General features: G+C 68.2%; 23 protein-coding genes. 6 read left to right on the top strand and 17 right to left on the bottom strand.

The genetic code is table 11. The annotated features are described in order from the left end of the window. Positions 1 to 72: 72 nt before the first annotated feature. A complete protein-coding gene (gene pnp / locus KGR00_RS22145; RefSeq protein ID WP_129141846.1) occupies positions 73 to 2,196 on the top strand; it encodes a polyribonucleotide nucleotidyltransferase in 2,124 nt (707 codons plus the stop codon). A gap of 91 nt (positions 2,197 to 2,287) precedes the next feature. Here the strand turns inward: pnp and hisC are convergent, their stop codons facing one another. The 11 genes from hisC to dksA form a co-directional block, all read right to left on the bottom strand. After that, on the bottom strand, positions 2,288 to 3,346 hold the full coding sequence (gene hisC / locus KGR00_RS22140; RefSeq protein ID WP_129141845.1) for a histidinol-phosphate transaminase: 1,059 nt from the start codon (positions 3,344 to 3,346) through the stop codon (positions 2,288 to 2,290). 167 nt (positions 3,347 to 3,513) lie between these two features. Continuing rightward, positions 3,514 to 4,692, bottom strand: coding sequence for an acetyl-CoA C-acetyltransferase (locus tag KGR00_RS22135; RefSeq protein ID WP_129141844.1), 1,179 nt, complete (start codon positions 4,690 to 4,692; stop codon positions 3,514 to 3,516). A 165-nt stretch (positions 4,693 to 4,857) separates the two neighbouring features. Beyond that, positions 4,858 to 5,709, bottom strand: a complete 852-nt coding sequence (gene panC, locus KGR00_RS22130) for a pantoate--beta-alanine ligase (RefSeq protein ID WP_129138244.1) — start codon at positions 5,707 to 5,709, stop codon at positions 4,858 to 4,860. Continuing rightward, positions 5,709 to 6,500: a 3-methyl-2-oxobutanoate hydroxymethyltransferase gene (gene panB, locus KGR00_RS22125; RefSeq protein ID WP_129138245.1), complete on the bottom strand. Its 792-nt coding sequence runs from the start codon at positions 6,498 to 6,500 to the stop codon at positions 5,709 to 5,711. The genes panC and panB overlap by 1 nt, the downstream gene beginning before the upstream one ends. A gap of 126 nt (positions 6,501 to 6,626) precedes the next feature. After that, positions 6,627 to 7,127: a 2-amino-4-hydroxy-6-hydroxymethyldihydropteridine diphosphokinase gene (gene folK / locus KGR00_RS22120; protein ID WP_224418183.1), complete on the bottom strand. Its 501-nt coding sequence runs from the start codon at positions 7,125 to 7,127 to the stop codon at positions 6,627 to 6,629. After that, complete coding sequence (gene pcnB / locus KGR00_RS22115; protein WP_224418182.1) at positions 7,120 to 8,529, bottom strand: polynucleotide adenylyltransferase PcnB; 1,410 nt, start codon at positions 8,527 to 8,529, stop codon at positions 7,120 to 7,122. Before pcnB ends, folK begins: the two co-directional genes overlap by 8 nt. 840 nt (positions 8,530 to 9,369) lie before the next feature. Next, positions 9,370 to 10,770, bottom strand: coding sequence for a sigma-54 dependent transcriptional regulator (locus tag KGR00_RS22110; protein WP_129138248.1), 1,401 nt, complete (start codon positions 10,768 to 10,770; stop codon positions 9,370 to 9,372). Further along, entirely contained in the window at positions 10,748 to 13,711 is a 2,964-nt protein-coding gene (locus KGR00_RS22105; protein WP_224418181.1) for an ATP-binding protein, read from the bottom strand. The genes KGR00_RS22110 and KGR00_RS22105 overlap by 23 nt, the downstream gene beginning before the upstream one ends. Beyond that, a complete protein-coding gene (locus tag KGR00_RS22100; protein ID WP_203234768.1) occupies positions 13,701 to 13,877 on the bottom strand; it encodes a hypothetical protein in 177 nt (58 codons plus the stop codon). The genes KGR00_RS22105 and KGR00_RS22100 overlap by 11 nt, the downstream gene beginning before the upstream one ends. Before the next feature lie 101 nt (positions 13,878 to 13,978). Continuing rightward, positions 13,979 to 14,866 carry a tRNA glutamyl-Q(34) synthetase GluQRS gene (gluQRS, locus tag KGR00_RS22095; protein ID WP_224418180.1) on the bottom strand — a complete coding sequence of 296 codons (888 nt, stop codon included), beginning with the start codon at positions 14,864 to 14,866 and terminating at the stop codon, positions 13,979 to 13,981. 63 nt (positions 14,867 to 14,929) lie between these two features. Then, on the bottom strand, positions 14,930 to 15,367 hold the full coding sequence (gene dksA, locus KGR00_RS22090) for an RNA polymerase-binding protein DksA (protein WP_224418179.1): 438 nt from the start codon (positions 15,365 to 15,367) through the stop codon (positions 14,930 to 14,932). Between the two features lie 235 nt (positions 15,368 to 15,602). Here dksA and KGR00_RS22085 point away from each other — a divergent pair, with 235 nt between their 5' ends. Both KGR00_RS22085 and sfsA read left to right on the top strand, forming a co-directional pair. Then, positions 15,603 to 16,769, top strand: coding sequence for a pyridoxal phosphate-dependent aminotransferase (locus KGR00_RS22085; RefSeq protein ID WP_224418178.1), 1,167 nt, complete (start codon positions 15,603 to 15,605; stop codon positions 16,767 to 16,769). A 1-nt stretch (position 16,770) separates the two neighbouring features. Continuing rightward, positions 16,771 to 17,529 carry a DNA/RNA nuclease SfsA gene (gene sfsA / locus KGR00_RS22080; protein ID WP_224418177.1) on the top strand — a complete coding sequence of 253 codons (759 nt, stop codon included), beginning with the start codon at positions 16,771 to 16,773 and terminating at the stop codon, positions 17,527 to 17,529. Between the two features lie 13 nt (positions 17,530 to 17,542). Here sfsA and metW read toward each other — a convergent pair whose 3' ends face one another. From metW to KGR00_RS22055, 5 genes are all read right to left on the bottom strand, one after another. Then, the gene (metW, locus tag KGR00_RS22075; protein ID WP_224418176.1) at positions 17,543 to 18,202 is read right to left on the bottom strand and encodes a methionine biosynthesis protein MetW; all 660 of its coding nucleotides are present in this window, start codon (positions 18,200 to 18,202) and stop codon (positions 17,543 to 17,545) included. Then, on the bottom strand, positions 18,202 to 19,359 hold the full coding sequence (locus tag KGR00_RS22070; protein WP_129138255.1) for a homoserine O-acetyltransferase: 1,158 nt from the start codon (positions 19,357 to 19,359) through the stop codon (positions 18,202 to 18,204). Before KGR00_RS22070 ends, metW begins: the two co-directional genes overlap by 1 nt. A 70-nt stretch (positions 19,360 to 19,429) precedes the next feature. Beyond that, entirely contained in the window at positions 19,430 to 20,020 is a 591-nt protein-coding gene (locus KGR00_RS22065; protein WP_129138256.1) for a YggT family protein, read from the bottom strand. Positions 20,021 to 20,032: 12 nt separating this feature from the next. Beyond that, positions 20,033 to 20,866: a pyrroline-5-carboxylate reductase gene (proC, locus tag KGR00_RS22060; protein WP_224418175.1), complete on the bottom strand. Its 834-nt coding sequence runs from the start codon at positions 20,864 to 20,866 to the stop codon at positions 20,033 to 20,035. A gap of 30 nt (positions 20,867 to 20,896) precedes the next feature. Beyond that, a complete protein-coding gene (locus KGR00_RS22055) occupies positions 20,897 to 21,604 on the bottom strand; it encodes a YggS family pyridoxal phosphate-dependent enzyme (RefSeq protein WP_224418174.1) in 708 nt (235 codons plus the stop codon). A gap of 45 nt (positions 21,605 to 21,649) precedes the next feature. Here KGR00_RS22055 and KGR00_RS22050 point away from each other — a divergent pair, with 45 nt between their 5' ends. Then, a complete protein-coding gene (locus tag KGR00_RS22050) occupies positions 21,650 to 22,687 on the top strand; it encodes a type IV pilus twitching motility protein PilT (RefSeq protein WP_129138259.1) in 1,038 nt (345 codons plus the stop codon). A gap of 37 nt (positions 22,688 to 22,724) precedes the next feature. Beyond that, positions 22,725 to 23,870 (top strand): PilT/PilU family type 4a pilus ATPase, encoded by a 1,146-nt coding sequence (locus tag KGR00_RS22045; protein ID WP_129138260.1) that lies wholly within the window; start codon positions 22,725 to 22,727, stop codon positions 23,868 to 23,870. Positions 23,871 to 23,891: 21 nt separating this feature from the next. On the opposite strand, the gene KGR00_RS22040 is transcribed toward KGR00_RS22045, so the two are convergent. Beyond that, the gene (locus tag KGR00_RS22040; protein WP_224418173.1) at positions 23,892 to 25,001 is read right to left on the bottom strand and encodes an anhydro-N-acetylmuramic acid kinase; all 1,110 of its coding nucleotides are present in this window, start codon (positions 24,999 to 25,001) and stop codon (positions 23,892 to 23,894) included. 116 nt (positions 25,002 to 25,117) lie between these two features. Here KGR00_RS22040 and tyrS point away from each other — a divergent pair, with 116 nt between their 5' ends. After that, positions 25,118 to 26,314, top strand: coding sequence for a tyrosine--tRNA ligase (tyrS, locus tag KGR00_RS22035; RefSeq protein WP_224418172.1), 1,197 nt, complete (start codon positions 25,118 to 25,120; stop codon positions 26,312 to 26,314). The last annotated feature ends 239 nt before the right edge of the window (positions 26,315 to 26,553 follow it).

Here is a 26,553-nt window from a genome sequence, read left to right as displayed (position 1 = left end):
CCCCGCGAACGCCTAAAATGGTCGCCGAGTCAAACGTCCCGAACATGCAATCGACAAGTTGAAGGAAGCCCTGTGAATCCGGTCAGAAAGACATTCCAGTACGGTAACAGCACCGTCACCCTCGAAACCGGGCGCGTCGCCCGTCAGGCCACCGGCGCCGTTCAGGTCACCATGGATGGCGCCGTGGTGCTCTGCACCGTGGTGGCCAGGAAAGACACCAAGCCGGGTCAGGACTTCTTCCCGCTGTCGGTGCACTACCAGGAGAAGACCTACTCGGTCGGCAAGATCCCCGGCGGCTTCTTCAAGCGCGAGGGGCGCCCCACCGAGAAGGAAACCCTGACCTCGCGGCTGATCGACCGGCCGATCCGCCCGCTGTTTCCCAAGGGCTTCATGAACGAGGTGCAGGTGATCTGCACCGTGCTCTCCGCCGATCGCAATCAGGATCCGGACATCGCCGCGATGCTGGGCACCTCGGCGGCGCTGGCGATCTCCGGCGTGCCGTTCAACGGGCCGATCGGTGCCGCCCGCGTGGCCTTCACCGAGGATCGCGGCTACTTCCTCAACCCCAGTGTCGAGGAACTCCAGGCCTCCGAGCTGGACATGGTGGTCGCCGGCACCGAGAAGGCCGTGCTGATGGTCGAGTCCGAGGCCCAGGAGCTGCTCGAGGACGAAATGCTCGGCGCCGTGCTCTTCGGCCACCAGGAAATGCAGGTGGCGATCGGCGCGATCAACGAATTCGTCGCCGAGGCCGGCAAGCCCAAGTGGGACTGGCAGCCCGCCGCCGAGAACACCCCCCTGAAGGAAGCGCTCGCCGGTGCCTTCGAGGCCAAGGTCGGCGAGGCCTATCGCATCACCGACAAGATGGCGCGTCAGGACGCCCTGGCGGCGCTCAAGGCCGAGGCGGTCGAGCAGCTCGCTGGCGACGAGGCCGGCCAGTTCGACGCCGAGGCGGTGAGCGGCGCCTTCGCCGCACTCGAGAAGCGCGTGGTGCGCTCGCGGGTGATCAATGGCGAGCCGCGCATCGACGGCCGCGATCACAAGACCGTGCGTCCGCTGGACATCGAGGTCGGCCTGTTGCCCAAGACCCACGGTTCGGCGCTGTTCACCCGCGGCGAAACCCAGGCGATGGTCATCGCCACGCTGGGCACGCTGCGCGACGCTCAGTTGATCGAGTCGCTGGAGGGCGAGCGCAAGGACCGCTTCCTGCTGCACTACAACTTCCCCCCGTACTGCGTCGGGGAGGCCGGCTTCATGGGCGGTCCCAAGCGTCGCGAGATCGGTCACGGTCGTCTGGCCCGGCGCGGTGTCCAGGCCATGCTGCCCAGTGACGAGGAATTCCCCTACACCATCCGCGTGGTCTCCGAGATCACCGAGTCCAACGGCTCGAGCTCGATGGCCTCGGTGTGCGGCTCCTCCCTGGCGCTGATGGACGCCGGCGTGCCGCTCAAGGCACCGGTGGCGGGTATCGCCATGGGTCTGGTCAAGGACGACGACAAGTTCGCCGTGCTGACCGACATCCTGGGTGACGAGGACCACCTCGGCGACATGGACTTCAAGGTGGCCGGTTCCGCCGAGGGTGTCACCGCGCTGCAGATGGACATCAAGATCGAGGGCATCAACGAGGAGATCATGGAGACTGCCCTGCAGCAGGCCCATGAGGCACGCCTGCACATCCTCGGCGAGATGAACCAGGTGATCGCCAGCAGCCGCGAGGAAGTCTCCGCCAACGCACCATCGATGGCCACCATCAAGATCGATCCTGAGAAGATCCGCGACGTGATCGGCAAGGGCGGGGCGACCATTCGCCAGATCTGCGACGATACCGGCGCCTCGATCGACATCGACGACGATGGCACCGTGCGCATCTACGCCGAAGACAAGGCGGCCGCCAAGCGTGCCATCGACACCGTGCTGGGCATTACCGCCGAAGCCGAGATCGGCAAGCTCTACCAGGGCAAGGTGGTGCGCATCGCCGACTTCGGTGCCTTCGTCAACTTCATGCCGGGGACCGACGGTCTGGTGCACATCTCGCAGATCGTGCCGGAACGCGTCAACAGCGTCCGCGACTACCTCAACGAGGGTGACGAGGTCATCGTCAAGGTACTCGATATCGACAACCGCAACCGCGTCAAGCTGTCGATCAAGGAAGTGGGCGCCGAAGAGAAGGCCGCCTTCGAGGCCAGCCTGGCCGAGTGATCCTCTCTCGGTTGCCGTGGTAACGACGACGGCCCACCCGCCAAGCGGGTGGGCCGTTTTCATGGACGGCGATTTTTCCGGGGGTGACGGCTCACCCGCGGCAGAGTGCCTCGAGGGCTTCGATCAGGCTGTCCATCTCGTCGTCGGTGCCCACCGTGATGCGCAGGAAGTCGCGCAGCGCTTCGCTGTTGAAGTGACGCACCAGCACGCCGCGCTCGCGCAGCCCAGTGAACAGCTCGCCGGCGTCGTAGCGCTCGTGGCGGGCGAGCAGGAAGTTGGTCTGCGAGGGCAGGACCTCGAACCCCAGCTCCGTGAGGCGGCGCCGGGCGCGTTCGCGGGTCGTGACGACCCGTTCGCAGCAGGCCTCGAAGTGCTCGCGATCGGCCAGCGCGGCCACGCCGGCCACGAGCGCCAGGCTGTCGACGGGGTAGGAGTTGAAGGAATCCTTGACCCGTTCGAGCCCCTCGATCAACTCCCGCGAGCCGATCGCATAGCCCAGGCGCAGCCCGGCCAGGCTGTGCGACTTGGAGAAGGTGCCCACCACCAGCAGGTTGGGATAGCTGTCGATCAGCGGCACGCAGCTCTCGCCACCGAAGGCGACGTAGGCTTCGTCGACTAGCACCACGCGTTCGGTGACCCGGCCGAGCAGATCGGCAATGGCGGAGCGCGAGTGGCCATGCCCGGTAGGGGCGTTGGGGTTGGCGAAGACCACCCCGCCGCTCTCGCCGGTCAGCGCCTCGAGCGGTACCCGCCAGTGGTCGTCGAGCGCCAGGGTCCGGTAGTTGATGGCGTAGAGGCGACAGTAGACCGGGTAGAAGCTGTAGGTGATCGCCGGCATCAGCAGCGGCTCCGGCTGCCGGAAGAAGGCCTGGAAGGCCAGCGCCAGCACCTCGTCGGAACCGTTGCCGACGAACACCTGCTCGGTGTCGACGCCATGTTCGCGGGCCAGCGCCTCGCGCAGGGCCAGCGAGTCGGGATCCGGGTAGCGGCGCAGATGGTCGATCGGGTAGTCGCGCAGGGCGCGCTCGACGCCCGGCGCGGGCGGATAGGGGTTCTCGTTGGTGTTCAGCTTGATCAGGCGCTCGCGGGGCTGCTCGCCCGGGACGTAGGGCGTCAGTTCGCGGACGTCCGGACTCCAGAACTTGCTCATGTCGTTGGATTCGCGTCGTGGGAATGGGATGACGCCATGGTGACGTGCTGGCGCGGGCCGCGCAAGGAGGCCGATTCGGTCGCGGCCCGCCTCGGCCCGAGAGGCAGGAAGGCCGGCGATCGACGCCGGCCTTCGTCATGGTGTGTGTCGCTACAGTGGGGGAAGGCTTAGCGCTCGATGGCCAGCGCCACGCCCTGACCGCCGCCGATGCACAGCGTCGCCAGGCCCTTCTTGGCATCGCGGGCGATCATCTCGTGGACCAGGGTCACCAGCACCCGGCAGCCGGAGGCGCCGATCGGGTGGCCCAGGGCGATCGCCCCGCCATTGACGTTGATCTTGGCCGGATCCCAGCCGAGCTCCTTGTTGACCGACAGGGCCTGGGCGGCGAAGGCTTCATTGGCCTCGATCAGGTCGAGGTCATCGGTCGTCCAGCCGGCCTTTTCCAGGCAGCGCCGGGTCGCCGGGGCCGGGCCGATACCCATGATCGCCGGGTCCACGGCGGCGTTGGCGTAGGCCTTGATGTGCGCCAGCGGCTCGAGCCCCAGTTCCTGGGCCTTCTTCGCGGAGCAGATCATGGTCACCGCGGCGCCGTCGTTGATCGACGAGGCGTTGCCCGCGGTGACGGTGCCGTCCTTCTTGAAGGCCGGTTTCATGCCGGCGAGCTTCTCGGCGGTGATCCCGGCACGCGGGCCTTCGTCGGCCTTGAAGACCACCGGATCGCCCTTGCGCTGGGGGATCTCGATGGGCACGATCTGGCTATCGAAGCGGCCCGACTCGATGGCCGCGCTGGCCTTCTGCTGCGAGCCGGCGGCGAATTCGTCCATCTGCTCGCGGGTGATGCCGTACTTCTCGGCGAGGTTCTCGGCGGTGATGCCCATGTGGTACTGGTTGAAGGCATCCCACAGGCCGTCGTAGACCATGGTGTCGATCGCCTTCCAGTCGCCCATGCGCTGGCCGGTCCGCGAGTTCGGCAGGGCGTGGGGGGCCAGCGACATGTTCTCCTGACCGCCGGCGAGAATCAGCTCGGCGTCACCGCAGCGGATCGCCTGGGTGGCCAGATGCAGGGCCTTGAGGCCGGAGCCGCAGACCTTGTTGATGGTCATCGCCGGTACCCCGTGGGGCAGACCGCCCAGGATCGACGCCTGGCGAGCCGGGTTCTGGCCGCAGGCGGCGGTCAAGACGTGGCCGAGCAGGACTTCGTCGACCTGCTCCGGGGCGACGCCGGTATTGGCGAGGATATCCTGAATCACCTTGGCGCCCAGCTCGGCGGCGGGAATCCCGGCGAGCGACCCGCCGAAGGTGCCGATGGCGGTGCGGCGTGCCGCGACGATGACCACGTCTTGCATGTGAGACTCCTTGACTCGAGGACGAAATGCCCAGTCAGCATAGGAGAACCTTGTGCGCCGCGACAATTGCCAATCCGTCGAAATTTGACGGTGGGCAGCATTGTCGCGGCGGCGTGCCGGGCTGGCGACGCGGGCGTCTCTCCGCTTGCGCTCGCCCGGCGGCGGTCAGCGCGGCAGCGTGACCCTGACGTTGTCGATCAGGCGCGCCGGCCCCAGATGGGCAGCGGCGAGCAGCACGGCGTGGCGGGTAGTGTCGGTGACCGGCCCAAGATCGTCGGCGCGGCGCAGTTCCAGGTAGTCGGGCTTGAAACCCGCCTCGACCAGATGCGCGGTCCCCTCGCGCAGCGTGGTGGCGGGCTCGTCGCCACGCTCCAGCGCCTCGCGGGCCTGGGCCAGCATGGCGTAGAGACGCGGTGCCCGGGCGCGCTGGCCGGCATCCAGGTAGCCGTTGCGCGACGACAGGGCCAGCCCGTCGTCGGCCCGCACGATGGGCACGCCGACGACCTCGATGGGGACGTGCAGATCGGCGACCATCTTGCGGATCACCGCGAGCTGCTGGTAGTCCTTTTCGCCGAAGCAGGCCAGGTCGGGCTGGAACAGATTGAACAGCATCGTCACCACCGTGGCGACGCCGTCGAAATGACCGGGGCGGCTGGCACCGCACAGGCCGTCGGAGACCCCGGGCACGCTGACCGTCGCTTGGCGGTCGGTGCCGTTGGGATAGAGGGCCTCGGCGGGCGGCGCGAAGACCAGGTCGCAGCCGGCGGCCTCGAGCGCGGCGCAATCCGCGTCGAGGGTTCGCGGATAGCTGGCGTAATCCTCGCCGGGACCGAACTGCAGGGGATTGACGAAGATACTCGCCACCACGAAATCGGCACGCTGCCGGGCGGCGGCGACCAGCGCCAGGTGGCCGTCGTGGAGGTTGCCCATGGTCGGCGCCAGACCGATACGCCGTCCGCTGCGACGGACATCCGCCAGGGTGCGGCGCAGGCTCTCGATGTCGCTGAGGGTCTGCATCAGAAGGAGTGCTCCTTGGCCGGGAAGCGACGGGTCTTGACCGCGTCATGGTAGGCCCGGAAGGCGCCCTCGATCGATCCCGTGTCGGTCAGGAAGTTCTTCGCGAAACGCGGGATGTAGCCGCTGCTCACGCCGATCACGTCGTGCATGACCAGGATCTGGCCGTCGGTATCGGCGCCAGCGCCGATGCCGATCACCGGTACGTCGAGCGCCGCCTGGGCGGCGCGGCCCAGGCTGGCGGGCACGCACTCGAGCAGGATCACCGAGGCGCCGGCCTCGACCAGGCGCCGGGCATCGGCGATCAGCCGCTCGGCGTGCTCGGCATCGCGCCCCTGGACCTTGAAGCCACCGAACTGATGCACCATCTGCGGGGTCAGGCCCAGGTGGGCGCATACCGGCACGCCGCGGCGGGTCAGCTCGCGGATCCCTTCGGCCATCCAGGCCTCGCCCTCGATCTTGACCATCTCGGCGCCCGCCCGCATCAGCGCTCCGGCGTCCTTGAGGAGACCCTCGAGGGAGGCGTTGCTCATGAACGGCAGGTCGGCCATCAACAGGCTCGTGCCCTTGGTGCGGGCCACGCAGCGGGTGTGGTAGACGATGTCGTCGAGTGTTACCGGCAGCGTGCTGGTATGGCCCTGGAGGACCATGCCCAGCGAATCGCCGACCAGCAGGACCTCGATACCGGCCTGGTTGGCGGCCTGGGCGAAGGAAGCATCATAGGCGGTCAGGCAACTGAACGGTTCGCCGGCGCGCTTGGCCGCCTGCAGCGTGCTCAGAGTGACGGTTTTCATGACTGGCGTTCTCGTCGGCTTGGCAAATGGCGCCCGGCTCGGGGACGCCAACGGGCGTGAGCGTTACTGCCGCTGTTACCCGTTACAGGGCAGGAAGTGTGGAATGGTAACAAAAGCGCTGCAACCCTACTTTCGCGGTGACACCCGGTGCAACCCGTCGTCGCCGAGGGACGCCGCCAGACGGGCGACGGGAACGCCGTCGAGTTCGAGGTCCGGGGCGATGTCGGCCAGCGGCACCAGCACGAAATTGCGCTCGCCGATGCCGGGATGCGGCAGCGTCAGCCGCGGCGAGGTCTGACGACGTTGTGCGTAGAGCAGCAGATCGAGATCCAGGGTGCGCGGCCCCCAGTGGCGCTGGCGGCGGCGGCGATGGCGCTGCTCGAGCGCCTGCAGTTGATCGAGCAGCGCCAGTGGCGACAGCCGCGTGATCAGCTTGGCGACGGCATTGATGAAGTCGGGCTGGTCCGCGGGACCCATCGGCGTACTGGCGTAGAGCGGCGATGCGCTGACCAGCCGGGTCGTCGGCAGGCGGTCGAGTTCCGAGAGGGCGCGAGTCACCTGGTCCCGAGGCCCCTCGAGGTTGCTGCCCAGGCCGACATAGGCCACCGGCAGCGCCTCTTCAGTCATGGTTGCCGGAGTCCGGGCGCGTGTTATTGCGCCGACGCTTGCGGGGGCGGCGCTTGCGCGGGGCCGCAGTGCCCGCCGGGTCGGCGTCGACCTTGCCGAGCAGGCGCCGCTGGTCGTGCTCGTCGCCCTCCTGGAAGGCGGTCCACCAGTCGCCGAGGCCGGGCTTGACCTCGCCGGCCGCCTCGCGCAGCAGCAGGAAGTCGTAGGCGGCCCGGAAGCGCGGGTGCTCGAGCGTCTGGTAGGCGCGCTTGCCACGGCGGCGCGGCAGACGCTGCTGAAGATCCCAGATGTCGCGCATCGGCAGGCTGAAGCGCTTGGGGATCGAGGTGTGCTGGAGCTGGCGGGCGATGGCCTGCTGGGCGGCGGTCTGCTGGGCGGGGATCGGCGGCATGCCTTCCGCCTGCAGGCGCTGGACGCGCTGCTGCACGCCGGGCCAGAGCAGGGCGCCGAACAGGAATGCCGGCGTCACCGGGCGCTCCCGGCGCACGCGGTCGTCGGTGTTGGCCAGGGCCTGAATGATCAACGGCTCCGCCCAGTCGAGTTCGTCCAGGGTCTCGTCCGCCTCGGGGAACAGCATGGCGAACAGCCCGTAATCGCGCAGCAGATGATAGGTGGCGACGGCCTGGCCCGACATGAACAGCTTGAGCACTTCCTCGAACAGGCGTGCCGGCGGAATCTGCAGCAGCAACGGGGCGAGCTCGCGAATCGGCGCCTCGGTCGCCGGCGCCAGGGTGAAGTCGAGCTTGGCGGCGAAGCGGATGGCACGCAGCATGCGCACCGGATCTTCGCGATAGCGCACCTGGGGATCGCCGATCAGGCGTAGCGTGCGGTGCTCGAGGTCGTCGAGGCCGCCGGCCCAGTCGTGAAGCGAGAAGTCGGCAATGTTGTAGTACAGTGCGTTGACGGTGAAGTCGCGGCGCAGGGCGTCTTCCTCGACGTTGCCCCAGACGTTGTCGCGCAGCAGCAGCCCCGCTTCGGACTGTTGCGAGACGTGTTCGCCGTGGTCGTTGGTGTGGCGGCCGCGGAAGGTGGTGACCTCGATGATCTCGCGACCGAAGCGGACATGCACGATGCGAAAGCGCCGGCCGATGATCCGCGAATTGCGGAACAGGTCGCGCAACTCTTCCGGGGTGGCATTGGTGGCGACGTCGAAGTCCTTGGGGGTCTGGCCGAGCAGGGCGTCGCGCAGGCAGCCGCCGACCAGATAGGCCTCGTACCCCGCGTTGTGCAGCCGATAGAGGACCTTGAGCGCGCTGTCGCTGAACAGCTGGCGCGAAATGTCGTGTTCTTCTCGGGGAATGATGCGAAGCCCGGGAGCCTTGCCGGTGCCATCCTGATTGCCGAACAGAGTCTTCAAACGTTCACCGGGGCGTTGGAGAAAGCGAGTAAATCCTTTGAACATGCCGCGATAGTGTCTCGCCGTTCGCGAAAAGGCCAGTGTAGCCGAGCGTCCGGAGGATGCAAAGCGTTACGACCATCGTCCGGCCAGTAACCATGAGAAAGGGGAGACCTTTCGGTCTCCCCCTATCAAGCAATTCGACAGCATCCGTGCTGTTGATTCTTCTTCGTGATGGCGCATCGCCTTGAATACGCACCACAGTCACCAATTCGGAGTCATCAGGCAAGCAATGGTCTTGTTATTGGTCATCTTCCTGATGGCGACCGTCTCGTATTCAAAACAATAATCCAACCACGACGGCAGGGTGTCTGCCTTCCCCCGGCGATTTGTTGTTGTTGCCGGAGGTGCTCCTCAGACAGGTATTTGTCGTTGTTCGACCTGTGCGCGGAGCGTCGCGTCCCGATACGGTTACCGGATCGTCGCGGCCATTGTCGTTATTGTGGTCGCTCGCTTTCTCGACAGGCGGTTTATGGTTGTTGGGCCTGGAGAACGCGTGTCGTCGTCTCGGTTGTTCTTGTTGTTGCCGGACCGACGAAAATCCTTCCGACGAGCCTGTTGTTATTGTTGCCGTCGGCGGCATCCGGTTGTTGTTCTTCTTGTCCTGGTAGTTGCAGTGGTCGTGCCAGATTCAGGTTTTTTCTTTAAAAACAATAAATTAAAAATATATGGTCGGAATCGGCGCCTCGGGAGGCCGTGCTGTGTTACCCCGAGTGCGCCGTTATGGGGAAAAAGCTGTGTGGGATGGTAACAAGTGGTGCGAACCCGCTGTCCGGCCCGGCCTTCGCGAGGCGTTCGGCGACGAAAATGCGTGTTAGACCATGGTATTGCCTGCCCGGCGGCGGCTCAGGCGGAGCGGGTGCGGGGGCTCTTCTTGCGGGGGATTCCCAGGCGCTGGCGACGCTCCCAGAGGCACTTGCGGCTGATGCCGAGCTTCTGGGCGAGCTCGGTCTCGCTCATCTGGTCCTGGTGCTCGAGCACGAAGTGCTGGAAGTAATCCTCCAGCGACAGGTCTTCTTCGGCCGCCTCCGGGGACGCCGCGCCACCCCCGCCCGGCGCGCTGCCGCGGGATGCCGCGGTTCTGGCGGGCATCGACACGGGATTGAGGCCCAGGTCCTCGGGGTGGATGAGGTTGCCCTCGGCCAGGATCACCCCGCGCTCGAGGGCGTTCTCCAGCTCGCGCACGTTGCCCGGCCAGGGGTAGTCGCGAATGTCGCGCCGCGCCGCGCGCGAGAGCTTCAGGCCGTCCCGGGCGTGGCGCCGGCAGGCGGCGGCGAGCAGGACATCGGCGATCTCGAGGATATCGTCCTCGCGCTCGCGCAGCGGCGGCAGATCGATCTGCATCACGTTGAGGCGATAATAGAGATCGAGCCGAAACTCCCCGTTACGCGACAGCGCGTGCAGGTCGCGGTGCGTGGCGGCGATCAGGCGGACGTCGACGTGGCGGGTCTCCACCGAGCCGATCTTGCGAATCTCGCCCTCCTGCAGCACGCGCAGCAGGCGCGCCTGGGCATCCAGCGGCAGCTCGCCGATCTCGTCGAGGAACAGCGTGCCGCCGTCGGCCGCCTCGACCAGGCCGGTGCGTGCCGCGCTGGCGCCGGTGAAGGCGCCCTTCTCGTGGCCGAACAGCTCGGACTCGATCAGCGTCTCGGGGATCGCCGCGCAGTTGACGCAGATCAGCGGCGCCTGGGCGCGGCGGCTCTGGCGGTGGATGGCCCGGGCGACCAGTTCCTTGCCGGTGCCCGATTCGCCCTGGATGAGCACGGTGACGTCGGCCGGGGCGGTCTTGCGAATCCGCGTGTAGACCGCCTGCATGGCCGGGCAGTCGCCGATCATGTCCTGGGGCGTGGCGTCCGCGGGGGCGGGCGGCGTGGCGGACGCCGGGGGCTCGCGGGTCGGCTCGTGAGCGTCGAGCGTTCTGGCCACGGTGGCGAGCAGCTCGTCGTGATCGAAGGGTTTGGCGATGTAGTCGACCGCGCCCTGCTTGAGGGCGTCGACCGCCGAACGCATGCTGGCATAGCTGGTCATGATCAGCACCGGCACCGGCGCAGCGGCATCGATCAGCGCGGTGCCGGGGTCGCCGGGCAGGCGCAGGTCGCTGATGATCAGGTCGAAGTTCCTGAGCTCGAGACGACGTGCCTCGGCCACCGACTCGGCTTCGCTGACGATATACTCGTGACGCTCCAGGAGCCGACGCAAGGCGGTACGGATGATGGCTTCGTCTTCAACGATCAGGATCTGGCTCATCAGCATCTCTGTCAGCGTGAGGGGCTTGGGGCAGCCACAGGCTTATGCGGGTGCCGTGACCGAGTTCGGGCAGGGGCGATTCGACGCGTACCTGGCCATGATGCTCCTGGACGATGCTGTAGACCAGCGACAGACCGAGCCCGGTGCCCTCGCCCGGGGGCTTGGTGGTCGTGAAAGGCTCGAAGAGGTGGTCGCGGATCGAGGCGTCGATGCCGTGACCGGCGTCCGTCACCGTGATCCGCACGCCACCGTCGTGACGTCTCGCGTCGACCACCACCAGACCGCCGGGAGGACTGGCGTCCCGCGCATTGCCGAGCAGGTTGACCAGCACCTGGACCAGGCGCTGGGCATCGCCCTGCACGGTCAGGGCCGTGGGGCATGCATTGCGATATTCGATATCCTGGCCCGAGCGGGCCAGACGTATCAAGTGCAACGCCTCGTCGGCGATCGCCTGCACGTCGAGGGTGGCATGGCGTGATCCGGCGTTGCCACGATCACCGCCATGGGCGAAGCCGACCAGCGAGCCGACGATGCGCGAGACACGGTCGGTGAGTGCCTGGATCTGGTGGGCGGTATCCAGCACCAGGGCGTCGTCGGTGTCGTAGCGCAGGTTCTGCGCCAGCGAGGAGATCCCGGTAATGGGGTTGCCGATCTCGTGGGCGACGCCGGCGGCGAGGCGCCCGATCGACGCCAGTCGCTCGGCGTGGACCAGCTCGTCCTCCAGCCACTTCATCTCGCTGTGGTCCTCGATCAATACCACCGTGCCGCCGCGTTCGTCGTCCTCGACGGCCAGGTCCGCCGTGTGCAGGGTCAGGTAGCGGGTACCCCCGACGAGTTCCACCGGCTGCTTGTAGAGGTGGCTGCCGGGGCGCTCGAAGGTCCGTTCGAGCAGTCCCGCCCAGGGCGCCGGCAGGCTCTCGCGCCGCGCGCCGATCACGCTGGCGCCGGCGATGCCCGAGAGCCGGGCCAGGGCGTCGTTCCACATCAGCAGTTCGTCGTCGTCGCCGAACGCACACAGGCCGATGGGCAGTTGGGTCAGCGTGCGGCGATGGTAGCGGCGTAGGCCGTCGAGTTCGCGGGCGAGACCGGTGAGCCGCGAGCGATAGGCCTCGAGCAGGCTTTCCACGTAATGCACGTCGTCGGTCGCCGCCTTCGGCCCCTGCTGATAGGGCAGGAAGCGGTCGACGATGTCGCGCGCCACCGAGGGGCCCATCAGCCCCGAGAGGTTGGCCTGCAGGCGGCCACGCAGGCGCCGCAATGCATAGGGCCGGCTCTCCTGGGGCGACATGCCCAGCGCGTCGAGCGCGGCGTCCACCTCGCGGTCGGCGACCTCGGGGCCCAGGGCGTCACTGAGATGACGCTTGAAGTCCTCGCCGGTGCGCGCGCTGAGCGGCAGTCGCTTGGGCCGGATCACCGCATCCACCGAGCAGGCCTCGGCGGCGGCGCGCTCGGCCTCCGAGGTGCGGGTGACCAGCGAGACCAGGATCAGCGTCAGGGTGTTGGCGGCCAGCGAGATCAGCGTCACCGTGTACCACACCGGCTCGCCGGCGAGCAGTTCGAGGCCGGGCGGGATGAACAGCAGCGCCGGCCAGCCGGTGAGCAGCGGCAGCCACTGGCCGGCCAGCCACAGCAGGCTGCCGGCGATCAGCCCGCAGACCATGCCCTTGCGGTTGGCGCCCGGCCAGTAGAGCAGGGCCAGCATGCCCGGCAGGAACTGGGCGATGCCGACGAAGGCCACCAGGCCCAGGCTGGCGAGGTCGTGCTCGCCGCCCAGCGCCCGGTAGAACACCCAGCTACCGAGAATCACCGCGACGATCAGTACCCGGCGCAGCCCCAGCAGCCAGCGGTAGAGGTCGTCGTGGCGGCCGGGCGGGTGCGCGACCAGTACCAGATGGTTGAGCACCATCCCCGCCAGCGACAGGGCGATCACGATCAGCGTGCCGCACACGGCGGCGAGACCGGCCAGCAGGGCGAGGCCGGCGAGCCCGGGGGTGTCGAACAGCGTGAACACCAGGTAGGCGAGCCCGGCCTGGGGGGGCGCGACGTCGCGATACTGCGCCGCCCAGAGAATCAACGGGGCCGGCAGCGCCATCAACAGCAGATAGAGCGGCAGTTGCCAGCTCGACTGCAACAGCGCCTGGCGCGACGGGGCCTGGGCGAAGGCCATGTGGAACATGTGGGGCGACAGGAAGGCGGCGGCGAAGAACAATAACAGCAGGGTGCGCCATTGCCCCGGATCGAGACGCCGGGCGATCACCTGGAAGGATTGCCCCGGGCCGTCGAGCCAGTGCTGGAGATCGCCCGGACCGGCGAACACGCCGTACAGGGCGACGCCGGCCAGCACCAGCAGTGCCACCAGCTTGACCAGCGACTCGACGGCGACCGCGGCGACCAGGCTGGCATGGTCGGCGGTGAGGTGCGTGCGTCGCGCGCCCAGCACCAGGGCCATCATCGCCACCAGGGCACAGAACAGCAGCGCCAGGAGGGCGGGCGAGGCGCTGCCGGTGAGCAGGTGAGCGACATCGCCCACCACCCGGACCTGCTGGGCGAGCAGCGGCAGCACGGCGAGCAGGGTGATCAGCGTGACCAGGGCGCCGATCCAGCGGCTGCGGAAGCGAAAGGCGAACAGGTCGGCCAGGGACGCCAGCTGGTAGGTGCGGGTCAGGCGCAGGATGGGCACCAGCAGCACCGGGGCCAGCAGGAAGGCGCCGGCCACGCCCAGGTAGAAGTCCAGGTAGCCGTAGCCGATCTGCGTCGCCAGGGCGACGCTGCCGTAGATCCCCCAGGCGTTGACGTAGATGCCCAGCGACAACCCGTAGACCAGCGGATGATGGACGACCCGGGCCGGAATCCAGCCGCGCCGCGTCGCGCCGGCGACGACGAGCAGCAGGACCAGGTAACCGACGACCAGGGCCGTCAGGCCGGCCAGGCTAATGCTCATCGAGCTTCCTCTTCTGCTCCAGCCATACCGACAGCGCGATCAGCGCGCCCCAGATCAGAAACGGCCGGTACCAGGCCATGCCGGGGACGGCCCAGCCGCTCATCAGCATCGGCGACAATAGATAGCCGCCGAAGACCAGGAACAGCATGATGCGGTAGACGTACATCCGGGTACCTGCAGGAAAGCGGAGGCCCGAGTGTAGGGAGGGGCGTTGTCCGGCTCAACCCGACCTGAGTCGCAGGGGCCCGGGCCCGGTGGCGTCACGGCTCAGGGGCGGGGCATGCGGTGGTGCTTCTGCGCGCGCAGGCGCGCGGGGTCCCAGCGCGCGATGGCGTGAGCCAACTGCTCGGCGACCGGTGCCTCGCGCAGGGTTGCCGGGGGCTGCTGCTCGAGGGCGATCAGCGCCTCGTGAAGCCAGCGATTCACCGCGCCCGGCGCTGTCGGCAGGGCCGGGGCGAGGTTCTGCTTGGACAGCTTCTGGCCGTTGGCGGCGACGATCAGCGGCAGGTGCAGGTAGCGCGGCGTGGCCATGCCCAGGGCGGCCTGTAGCTGTAGCTGCCAGGGGGTGTTGTCGAGCAGGTCGACGCCGCGCACCACGTCGGTGATGCCCTGGTCGGCGTCGTCGACCACCACCGCCAGCTGGTAGGCCCACAGGCCTTCCTTGCGCTTGAGCACCACATCGCCGAAATCGACGGGGTCGAAGCGCTGCTCGCCGAACAGCCGGTCCTGCCAGCCGACCGGACGTGGCCCGCGGTCGGTGCGCAGGCGCCAGGCCACCGGGCGGTGAGGATGACGCAGGCCGTCGCGACACCAGCCGGGGTAGATCGGGTAGTCGCGCCATTCCTTGCGCGAGCAGCTGCAGGGATAGGCGAGGCCGGTCTCGGCGAGCCGTTCGAGAGCGGCCTGGTAGGCCACGTCGCGAGCGTGCTGGTAGCGGATTTCGCCGTCCCAGTGAAGGCCGTAGGTCTCGAGCTGGCGTCGGATCGTCTCGCTGGTGCCGGGCGGGCAGCGCGGCGGGTCGACGTCCTCGATGCGCAGCAGCCACTCGCCGCCGGCGTGGCGGGCATCGAGGAAGCTCGCCAGCGCGGCGACCAGCGAGCCGAAGTGCAGTGGCCCGGAGGGGGTGGGCGCGAAGCGGCCTCGATAACCGGACATCGGGCTCTCCTGAAAGGCAAACGGGCGCCCAGGGGCGCCCGTGATATCGAGAAGCGGGAGCGATCAGCCGCCCAACTGCTTCTCCTTGAGTTCCGCCAGGGTCTTGCAGTCGACGCACAGGGTGGCGGTGGGGCGCGCCTCGAGGCGGCGGATGCCGATCTCGACGCCGCAGGCCTCGCAGAAGCCGTAGTCGTCCTCGTCGATCTTCTCGAGGGTCTCGTTGATCTTCTTGAGCAGCTTGCGCTCGCGGTCCCGGGTCCGCAGTTCCAGGTTGAAGCCCTCTTCCTGCGTGGCGCGGTCGGCCGGGTCGGCGTAATTGTTGGCGTCTTCCTGCAGGTGGCGAACCGTGCGGTCCACCTCCTCCATGAGATCCTGTTTCCAGCCGAGCAGGATCTGGCGGAAGTGCTCGAGCTGCTTGTCGTTCATGTACTCTTCACCCGGCGCCGGCTCGTACGGGGTGAATTTCTTGGGCGCTTCCGTTTTCTGTTCCGCTACTGGCATGGGGCTGCCTCATTACTCACAGTGACTTGGGCCGGGGCCCGGCCGCTCGGATCGCGCGTCGGCGTGCCCGACGGGTCCGCGGATGGCATGCCCACCCGAAGCCTTGCTTATTTAGCGAAAAAGCCGGCGCATTGCAACCACCGGCGTCGCCCGAGCGGCCCGGGATTGACGCGGGTCGTTACCACGGGCCAACTGGTCGGTCCGCCCCGATGGCGGCAACGAAACGAGGACAGCCATGAACTGGAATCCACGCGTCGAGCGGGTGCAACCGTTTCGCGTGATGCATCTGCTGGAACAGGCCCAGGCCCGCGAGGCGGCCGGCCACGACGTCATTCATCTGGAGATCGGCGAGCCCGATTTCGCCACGCCCCGGCCGATCATCGAGGCCGGTCGGCAGGCGCTGGCCGAGGGCCATACGCGCTATACGCCGGCCGGCGGCATCCCCGCCCTGCGCGAGGCGATCGCCGGGCATTACGCCGAGCGCTTCGGCGCGACGGTCGATCCGGCCCGGATCCTGGTCACCCCCGGCGCCTCCGGCGCGCTGCTGCTGGCCAGCCAGCTGCTGGTGGGGCGCGGCGACCGGGTATTGATGGCCGACCCGACCTACCCGTGCAACCGTCACTTCATGGCCCTGGCCGATGCCGAGGTGGATTGCGTGGCGGTGGGCGACGACAGCGGCTGGCAGCTCGACGCCGGCCTCGTCGAGCGCCACTGGCAGCCGGCGACCCGTCTGGCGATGCTCGCCTCGCCCTCCAACCCCACCGGGCACGTGCTCGACGCCGAGGCACTGCGCGCCGTGGCCGATGTCGTCGCGCGGCGCGATGGCGCCCTGCTGGTCGACGAGATCTATCAGGGGCTGAGCTACGACGTCGAGCCGGTCAGCGCAGCGGCGGTGGCCCCCGAGGCGTTCGTCGTCAACAGCTTCTCGAAGTACTTCGGCATGACCGGCTGGCGACTGGGCTGGCTGGTGGCCCCCGAGGCGGCCGTGGAACCGCTGAGCCGGCTGGCGCAGAACGTCTTCCTCGCCGCGCCGACGCCGTCGCAGCATGCCGCGCTGGCGGCCTTCACGCCGGCATGCACGGCGGAACTCGAAGAGCGCCGCCGCGAGCTGCACCGCCGCCGCGACGCCCTGCTGGCGGGACTCGGGCGCCTCGGGCTGGCGCCGGCGGTGCCGCCCCAGGGCGCCTTCTACCTGTGGCTCGACGTGTCGCAGTACACCCGAGACAGCCAGGCCTTCTGCCAGCAACTGCTCGAGACCGAGAACGTCGCCATCACGCCGGGCGTCGACTTCGCCGTGCGCGGCGGCGAGCACCACGTGCGCATCGCCTTCACCAACGACGTCGCGCGGCTCGAGGAAGCGGTGGAGCGCCTCGGCCGCTTCCTGGCGCGGGAGGGGCGCTGACGTGGACTACCCCGAGCTCGTCCCCGGCACCCTGCGCCGGCGCTACAAGCGCTTCCTCGCCGACGTCGAGCTGGCCGACGGCACGCTGGTCGTGGCCCACTGCCCGAATACCGGCTCGATGCGTGCGGTCAATGTGCCGGGCTGCCGGGTGTGGCTGTCGCCGAGCACCAACCCGGCCCGCAAGCTGGCCTGGACCTGGGAGCTGATCGAGCTGCCGCAGGCGGCGGGCGGGGTGGCGACGGCCTCCGTGCATACCGGGCGCACCAACGCCATCGTCGAGGAGGCGCTGCGTGCCGGGCGCATCGAGCCGCTGGCCGGTTACGCCGCGCTCAAGCGCGAGGCGAAGGTCGAAGGCGCCCGACTCGACTTCCGGCTCGACGACCCACAACGCGGCACCGCCTTCGTCGAGGTCAAGCAGGTCACCCTCAAGGAGCGCGACGGTCACGGCTACTTTCCCGACGCGGTGAGCGAGCGTGGTACCCGGCACCTCGAGACGCTGGCCGGGCTGGCCGCCGCCGGGCAGCGCGCGGTGCTGCTGTTCTGCGTCGCCCACGGGGGCATCCACGATGTCGCCCCGGCCGCGCATCTCGACCCGCGTTATGCCGAGACCCTGCGACGCGTCGCGGACGCGGGCGTCGAGGTGCTGGCCTACGGCTGTCGGGTGGGGCGGCGCGACGAACGGCCGGCGACCATCGAACTGGCTGGCCGTCTACCGGTGTCACTGCACCGCGAGATACACGACGCCAGCGTCGTCGACTGACACCGCCAGGACGTCAACCACTCGCCCTGGCAGGGGACCGACGGGCATTCGCCGCTAGGGGCCAGCCATGTCGGCGGGCATGGCCGCGGCCGACCCGGAATATCGCGATCTCGCCGAACAGGTTGGGCCACAGCCGACTGCTCCAGTGGCTCTGGTGCGCGCCGTTGCCCACCGCGCGGTCGGTGATGACCAACTGCTTGTCGAGACACAGCCGTTCGAAGTCGTTGAAGGTCGACAGGTGGATGTTGGGGGTGTCGTACCAGGCATGGGGCAGGGTGCGCGACACCGGCATGAAGCCCTTGAAGCCCAGGTAGAGGCGGTGGCGCCAGTAGGCGAAGTTGGGGAAGGTGATGATCGCCTCGCGGCCGATGCGCAGCATCTCGTCGAGCATCAGGTCGGGGCGCCGCAGGGCCTGCAGTGCCTGGGTCATGATCACCAGGTCGTAGGCGTCGTCGTCGAAGTTGGCCAGGCCCTGATCGAGGTCCTGTTCGATGACGTTGACGCCGCGCTCCAGACAGGCGGTGATGCCGTCGGGGTCGATCTCCAGGCCGTAGCCGAAGACGTCCTTGTCGCGGGCCAGGGCGTCGAGCAGCGTGCCGTCGCCGCAGGCCAGGTCGAGCACCCGGGCGCCGTCGTGGACCCAGTCGTGAATCAGCGTGAGATCGGCGCGCATCACGAGCCCTCCAGGCCGAGGTCGCGGGCCACGCGCTTCATGAAACCGCCGAACACCGCCTGGTAGCGGGTATCGGGGAGCAGGAAGGCGTCGTGGCCGTACAGGGAGTCGATGGCCGCGTAGCTGACCGGCTTGCCGGCGCGCACCAGGGCGTCGACCAGCTCCTGAGAGCGTTCCGGGGCGAAGCGCCAGTCGGTCGAGAAGCTGACCACCAGGAAGCGACAGGTGGCCGGCGCCAGGGCCGCGGCCAGGTCGCCCTGGTGGGCGGCCGCCGGATCGAAGTAGTCGAGCGCCTTGGTCATCAGCAGGTAGGTGTTGGCGTCGAAGGCGGTGGAGAAGGTGTCGCCCTGGTAGCGCAGATAGGATTCGACCTGGAACTCGACGTCATAGCCGAAGTTGAGCTCGTCGCTGCGCAGGTCGCGACCGAACTTGGCGCCCATCGAGTGCTCGGAGAGGTAGGTGATGTGGCCGACCATGCGCGCCAGCTTGAGCCCGCGCTTGGGCACCGTGCCCTCGAGCGCGTACCAGCCGTCGTGAAAGTCGGGGTCCGAGCGGATCGCCTGGCGGGCGACCTCGTTGAAGGCGATGTTCTGCGCGGTCAGGCGCGGCGTGGCGGCGATCACCACGGCGTTGGCGATGCGTTCGGGATAGGCCAGCGCCCACTGCAGCACCTGCATGCCGCCCAGGCTGCCGCCGACCACCGCGGCGAAGCGTTCGATGCCCAGCCGGTCGGCGAGCCGGGCCTGACTGTTGACCCAGTCGCCGACGGTCATCACCGGAAACTCGGGGCCCCACAGGCGGCCGGTATCGGGGTTGACGCAGCATGGCCCGGTACTGCCGTGGCAGCCGCCCAGGTTGTTCAGCGAGATGACGAAGAAGCGCTCGGTGTCGATGGTCTTGCCGGGACCGATATGGGCGTCCCACCAGCCGGGCTTGCGCTCGTCCGCGCTGTGATAGCCGGCGGCATGGTGATGGCCCGACAGGGCGTGGCAGATCAGCACCGCGTTGTCGCGTGCGGCGTTGAGCTCGCCGTAGGTCTCGTAGACCAGATCGTAGGCCGGCAGGGTCTTGCCGCAGGCCAGCGGCAGCGGGTCGTCGAAGTGCTGCTGCTGCGGCGTCACCAGGCCGACCGAGTCGGCGGGAAGCGTCTCGGGCATGAAGCGTCAGTGTCCAGTTCGGCGCAGGGCCTTTGCGGCCCTGTCTCTCGTTGTCTTGGCCGCGCGGCGGTTACAGGCCGACCAGGACGCCGGAAATGCCGGCGGCGCGGGTCAGCGAGCCGACCACGATCCCATCGATCAGGTTGATGACGATGAACACCACGATCGGCGAGAGGTCGATCATGCCCAGCGGCGGAATCACCCGGCGCACCGGCGCCATGATCGGTTCGACCAGTTGCATGATCAGCAGGGCCCCCGGATGGCTGGCGTTCGGCGCCACCCAACTGAGGATGATCATGCCGATCAGCGCGAAGAAGTAGATCTTGAGGATCGCACTGGCCAGCGCCGCCACCGAGGCGATGGCGATGCCGCCCAGCGGCGGAAGACCGCCGATCGCCACCTGCACGATCAACGCGATGCTCAGCGCCTTGATGATGAAACCGGCGCCCAGGGTGGCGAGATCGATGCGGCCCATCGGGCGCAGGAAGCTCTGCAGCGGCTTGACCACCGGCTGGGTCACCTTGACCACCGCCTGGCTGATCGGGTTGTAGTAGTCGGCACGCGATGCCTGCAGCAGGAAGCGCAGCATCAGCAGGAACAGGTAGATGTTGATCAGGGTGTTGACCAGCATCAGGCCGGCGCTTCCCAGTTGACTGCCCATGAATCCCCTCCGTTATCGGTTCGGCGTCTTGCCCAGTTCGCTGGCCATCTCGCGGGCCCGCGCGGCACAGGCCTCGGTCGCCTCGGCGAACAGGGCCCGCAGGCCGCCGTCTTCCAGGCAGTGGATGGCACGTTCGGTGGTTCCGCCCGGCGACATCACGTTCTGGCGCAGTCGGGCCGGCTCGACGTCGCTGCGTTGCGCCATCGTGGCGGCGCCGAGGCCGGTCTGCAAGGCCAGGCGGCGGGCGGTCTCGGCGGGCAGGCCGAGGCGCTGACCGGCTTCCTCGAGGGCCTCGAAGATCAAGAAGAAGTAGGCCGGGCCGCTGCCCGACACCGCGGTGACCGCCTCCAGCAGGGCTTCGTCGTCGACCCACTCGACGAGACCCACCGCCTCCAGCAGGGTGGTGGCGAGCTCGCGCTGGGCGTCGCTGACGCGGGCATTGGCGAACAGCCCGCTGGCGCCGGCACCCACCAGCGACGGGGTGTTGGGCATGCAGCGCACCACGGCGAGACCGCCGCCGAGCCATTCGTCCAGCGTCTCGGCGGTGAGACCGGCGGCCACCGAGACGATCAGCGGGCGTCGCGCCTGGATGGCGTCGCGCAGGCCGGCGCAGACGTCGTGCATCATCTGCGGCTTGACCGCCAGGACCACCACGTCGGCCTCGGCGACCGCGGCGGCGTTGTCGATCGCGGTATGAATGCCGTAGTCGGCGGCGAGCGTCTCCAGGCGCTGTTCGTCGGGGCTGGTCGCGGTGATCGCGGTGGCCGGATAGCCGCTGTCGATCATGCCGCCGAAGATGGCGCTGGCCATGTTGCCGGCGCCGATGAAGGTGACTTGGCTTGCCATGCGGGAGTCCTCTGCTTGGCGTGAATTGGGTCAGGGATGCGGCGCGCGGGCGCCGAAGATGGCGGTGCCCAGCCGGACCAGCGTGGCCCCTTCCAGGACGGCGGCTTCCAGGTCGTCGCTCATGCCCATCGACAGGGTATCCAGGGCGAGGGACGGATGCCGCGCATTGAGGGTGTCGCGCAACCGACGCAGGTGGGCCAGCGGGCGGCGCTGGGCCTCGAGGTCGTCGCTGGGCGCGGGAATCGCCATCAGGCCGCGCAGTGTCAGGTTGGGCAGATCGGCGACCGCCAGGGCCAGGGACTCGAGTTCCTCGGGGGCGACGCCCGACTTGCTGGACTCGCCGCTGACGTTGACCTGCAGGCAGACGTTGAGCGGGCCATGGTCGGCGGGGCGCTGTTCCGAGAGCCGCCGGGCGACCTTGAGGCGGTCGACACTATGCACCCAGGTGAAGTGCTCGGCCACGGCGCGCGTCTTGTTGGATTGCAAAGGGCCGATGAAATGCCAGACGATAGCGTCGAGATCGGCGAGTTCGGCCTGCTTGTCGAGGGCTTCCTGAAGGTAATTCTCGCCGAAGTCGCGCTGGCCGGCGTGGTAGGCCTCGCGGATCGCGCCGGCGGGCTTGGTCTTGCTGACGGCCAGTAGTTGGGCGTCGTCGGCGGGGCGCTGCGCTCGTTCCAGGGCCGCGGCCAGACGTCGACGGGCGCGCGACAGTGATTCACTGACCTGAGCGTCTGGCATACTGGCGTCGACCTCAACAAGAAACAAACGAAAGCAGGGGAGTGCATGGATATTACCGAATTACTGGCGTTCTCGGCAAAGCAGAACGCCTCCGACCTGCACCTGTCGGCGGGCCTGCCGCCGATGATCCGCGTCGATGGCGACATCCGGCGCCTCAATGTGTCGGCGCTGGAGGACCGCGAGGTCCGCAAGATGATCTACGACATCATGGGCGACAAGCAGCGCCGCGACTACGAGGCCTACCTGGAGACCGACTTCTCCTTCGAGGTGCCGGGCGTGGCGCGCTTTCGTGTCAACGCCTTCCACCAGGATCGCGGTGCCGGCGCGGTGTTCCGGACCATTCCCGGACGCGTGCTGACCCTCGAGGAGCTCGAGCTGGGCGAGGTGTTCCGCCACTTCTCGCAACTGCCGCGGGGGCTGGTGCTGGTGACCGGCCCCACCGGCTCGGGCAAGTCGACGACGCTGGCGGCGATGATCGACTACATCAACGACACCCAGCACCACCATATCCTGACGATCGAGGATCCGATCGAATTCGTGCATGCCAGCAAGCGCAGCCTGGTCAACCAGCGCGAGGTCCATCGCCATACCCAGGGCTTCACCCAGGCGCTGCGCTCGGCGCTGCGCGAGGATCCCGACGTGATCCTGGTCGGCGAGCTGCGCGACCTGGAAACCATTCGTCTGGCGCTGACCGCGGCGGAAACCGGCCATCTGGTGTTCGGCACCTTGCACACCACCTCGGCGGCCAAGACCATCGACCGCGTCATCGACGTCTTCCCGGGCGACGAGAAGGCGATGGTGCGCTCGATGCTTTCCGAATCGCTGCAGGGGGTGATCTCGCAGACGCTGCTCAAGCGTCACGGCGGGGGGCGGGTCGCCGCCCACGAGATCCTGGTGGCGACCTCCGCGGTGCGCAACCTGATTCGCGAGGACAAGGTGGCGCAGATCTATTCGGCGATCCAGACCGGCGGCAACCTGGGCATGCAGACGCTGGATACCGCGCTGGCCAAGCTGGTCAGCCAGAACGTGGTCAGCCGACAGGAAGCCCAGGCCAAGGCCAAGGGGCACCTGCCGGAGGCCTGACCATGACCCCGGGATGCCACGGACGAGGAGCGCGGCGATGACCCCCGCTGAATGGCTGCAGCAGTTGCTGGACATCATGATCGACAAGCAGGCCTCGGACATGCTGATCTCGACCAACGCGCCGGCCTCGCTGAAGATCAGCGGCAAGCTGGTGGCGCTGGGCGAGACGGCGCTGTCGATCGGCCAGGTGCGCGAACTGGTGCTGGCGGCGTTGCCCGAGGGGTTGCGCACGCGCTTCGAGGCCGAGCACGAGGCCAATTTCGCGCTCAGTCTGCAGGGCAAGGGGCGCTTCCGGGTCAGCGCCTTCTACCAGCGCAGTCAGATGGCCATGGTGATTCGCCGCATCGCCTTCGACATCCCCGGCCTCGACGCGCTCGCGCTGCCGGCCGCGCTGGGCGAGCTGGCGCTGCTCAAGCGCGGCCTGGTGTTCGTCGTCGGCGGTACCGGCACCGGCAAGTCGACCACCCTGGCGTCGATGATCCAGCATCGCAACGAGACGGCCGGTGGCCACATCATCTGCATCGAGGACCCGATCGAGTACATTCACCCGCATCGCCGCGCGATCATCAACCAGCGCGAGGTGGGCATCGACACCGAGTCCTTCGAGGTGGCGCTGAAGAACGCCCTGCGCCAGGCGCCGGACGTGATCATGATCGGCGAGATCCGCACCCGGGAGACCATGGAGCAGGCGCTGACCTTCGCCGAGACGGGCCATCTGTGCTTGGCCACGCTGCATGCCAACAATGCCAACCAGGCGCTGGAGCGGATCATTCACTTCTTCCCCGGCGAGCGCCACGAGCAGGTCTGGCTGGACCTGTCGCTCAACCTGCAGGCGGTGGTCGCCCAGCAGTTGTTGCCGCGGCAGGATGGCAAGGGCCGCGTGGCGGCGATCGAGGTGCTGCGCCGTTCGCCGCTGATCGGCGACCTGGTGCGCAAGGGTGAGGTGGGCGAGATCAAGGCGCTGATGGCGCGCTCGCGCGACCTGGGCATGCAGACCTTCGATCAGGCGCTGTTCGAGCTGTATCGACGCGGCGATATCAGCGAGGACGTGGCGCTGGTGCACGCCGAATCGGCCAACGACCTGCGCATGATGATCAAGTTCGCCGATGGCGAACAACGCGGCGTGGACGAGGCGATGAATGCCGCCGACCGGTTGTCGCTGCGCGACAGCGACGACTACTGAGCGTCTGGCGCGCCGGGCGACTCAGGCGCTGTAGACACCGCCCAGCACGCGCGGCCCGGCGGCGCCCGTCACCGCGGGGAGGTTGCCGGGCAGACCTTCCAGGCGTCGCCAGGCCAGCCAGGCGAAGGCGCCGGCCTCCAGCCAGTCGGCCGACCAGCCGAACGTCTGGCAATCGGCCAGCATCAGGGTCGGCAGATGGCGGCCCAGGCGTTGCAGCAGATCGGCGTTGTGGGTGCCGCCGCCGCAGGGAATCAGGGTGGCGGGCACCGGGCCGAGAGTCTGAGCGACGCCCAGTGCGACACTCCTTGCGGTCAGTTCGGCGAGGGTCGCCTGCACGTCCTGCGGCGCTTCATGACCGCTCAGGTGGGCCTCCAGCCAGGCGAGGTGGAAGTATTCGCGGCCGGTGCTCTTGGGCGGGTGCCGGGCGAAGAAGGGGTCGGCCAGCAGGCGCTCGAGCAGGGCGGTATCGACGCTACCGCCGGCGGCCCAGCGACCGTCTGCATCGTAGTGGCCGTCGCCGTGATGACGGGCAAACCAGGCGTCGAGCAGGGTGTTGGCCGGCCCGGTATCGAAGCCGGTGACCGGCATCGCCCGCGAGCGGGGCGGCAGCAGGGTCAGATTGGCGAAGCCGCCCAGGTTGAGCACCACCCGCCATTCGGCGTCGTCCGCGAACAGCGCGGCATGAAAGGCCGGTGCCAGCGGCGCGGCCTGCCCTCCGGCGGCCAGGTCGCGGCGGCGGAAGTCGCTGACCACGCGGCAGCCGGTCAGCTCGGCGAGCAGGCTGGGGTTGTCGAGCTGGCAGGTGTAGGGCGCTTCGCCCTGCGGGGCGTGCTCGATGGTCTGGCCGTGGCTGCCGATCGCGGCGATCGCGCCGGCGTCCAGCCGGTTGCGCTCGAGCAACTGCTCGACCGCCTCGGCCTGCACGCGGCAGAAGGCCTGTTCGGCGCTCGCCAGATCGGCGAAGCGCACTGCCTCGGCCTGGCACAGGGCCAGGAGCTGCTGGCGCAACGCCCCCGGCATGGCCACGCCCACGGCGTCGAGCAGTTCGACGTGCTCGGCGTCGCAGCGGACCAGGGCCGCATCGATACCATCCAGACTGGTGCCCGACATCAGGCCGACAAACAGGGGCATGGGCGTTTCTCTCCTTCGTTGACCGCGCTCAACCGTCACGTCGAGACATGCTACCATCTTGCTCCATTCGCCAGACCACCCTTATGACGGACCACCATTTACGAGAGAGGGGTACGATGACCGACGTCGCCGATGCGCTGGCGCTGCTCAAGCGCGGCGCCCACGAGATCCTGCTCGAGGAGGAGCTGGAGAAGAAGCTCGCTTCCGGGCGCAAGCTGCGTATCAAGGCCGGCTTCGATCCCACGGCGCCGGACCTGCACCTCGGTCACAGCGTGCTGCTGACCAAGATGCGCCAGTTCCAGGACATGGGGCACGAGGTGATCTTCCTGATCGGCGACTTCACCGGACGGATCGGCGATCCCACCGGCAAGAACGTCACCCGCAAGCCGCTCACTGAGGAAGAGGTCAAGGCCAACGCCAGGACCTACCGGGAGCAGGTCTTCAAGGTGCTCGACCCCGACAAGACCATCGTCGCCTTCAATGCCGACTGGATGGGCAAGCTCTCGGCGGCGGACATGATCGAACTCGCCGCCCAGTCCACCGTGGCGCGGATGCTCGAGCGCGACGACTTCGAGAAGCGCTACAAGGCCAATCAGTCGATCTCGATCCACGAATTTCTCTACCCGCTGGTCCAGGGCTACGACTCGGTGGCCCTGGAGGCCGACGTCGAGCTGGGCGGGACCGATCAGAAGTTCAACCTGCTGATGGGGCGCGAGATCCAGAAGCACTTCGGCCAGAAGCCGCAGGTCGTCATCACCATGCCGCTGCTCGAGGGGCTGGATGGCGTGCAGAAGATGTCCAAGTCACTGGGCAACTACGTGGGGCTCGACGAGGCGCCGGGCACCATGTTCAACAAGCTGGTGTCGATGCCCGACAGTCTGATGTGGCGCTACTTCGAACTGCTCTCGCTGAAGTCCAACGAGGAACTCGAGGCCCTCAAGCGTGACGTCGAGGCCGGCGCCAACCCGCGCGACATCAAGATGGCGCTGGCGCGCGAGCTGATCGGCCGCTATCACGGGGAAGACGCGGCGGCCAACGCGCATCGCAGTGCCGGCAACCAGCTCGCCGAGGGCGAGCTGCCCGAGGACCTGCCGGAGGTCACCGTCGATTTCGACGGTGGGCAGGCGCCGATCGCCGCGATACTCAACCGCGCCAACCTGACCAACAACAGTGCCCAGGCCAAGGACATGCTCGGCAACGGCCGGGTCAAGGTCGATGGCGAGGTCGTCGCCAAGGACCACATGCTCGACACCGGCAGGAGCTACGTGATCCAGGCCGGCAAGAAGCGTTATGCGCGGGTCATTCTGAGCTGACGCGCATCGGCCCAGTCGCTGCTGAACGCCCGCCTCGCGCGGGCGTCTTGTTATCCACAAGGGGTTGGCGGGCGATGGTTGCGACCGGGTGTGGATAAGCCGTCTCGGGCGGTCGTGAAATTTTTCTCGAACGAGGGCTTGTCAGGGCCGAATGTGAGGCGTAAAGTACGCATCCGCTGCCGACGACGGGACACGTCACCGGCGGTGACGGGAGAAGCAAGTGGCTGTTTCTTCGAGGG

The organism is Modicisalibacter sp. MOD 31.J, assembly GCF_020147985.1.
GTDB lineage: Bacteria > Pseudomonadota > Gammaproteobacteria > Pseudomonadales > Halomonadaceae > Modicisalibacter > Modicisalibacter coralii.
Note: the sequence above shows the minus strand (reverse complement) of the source record. Positions and strands in the feature narration are given on the sequence as shown.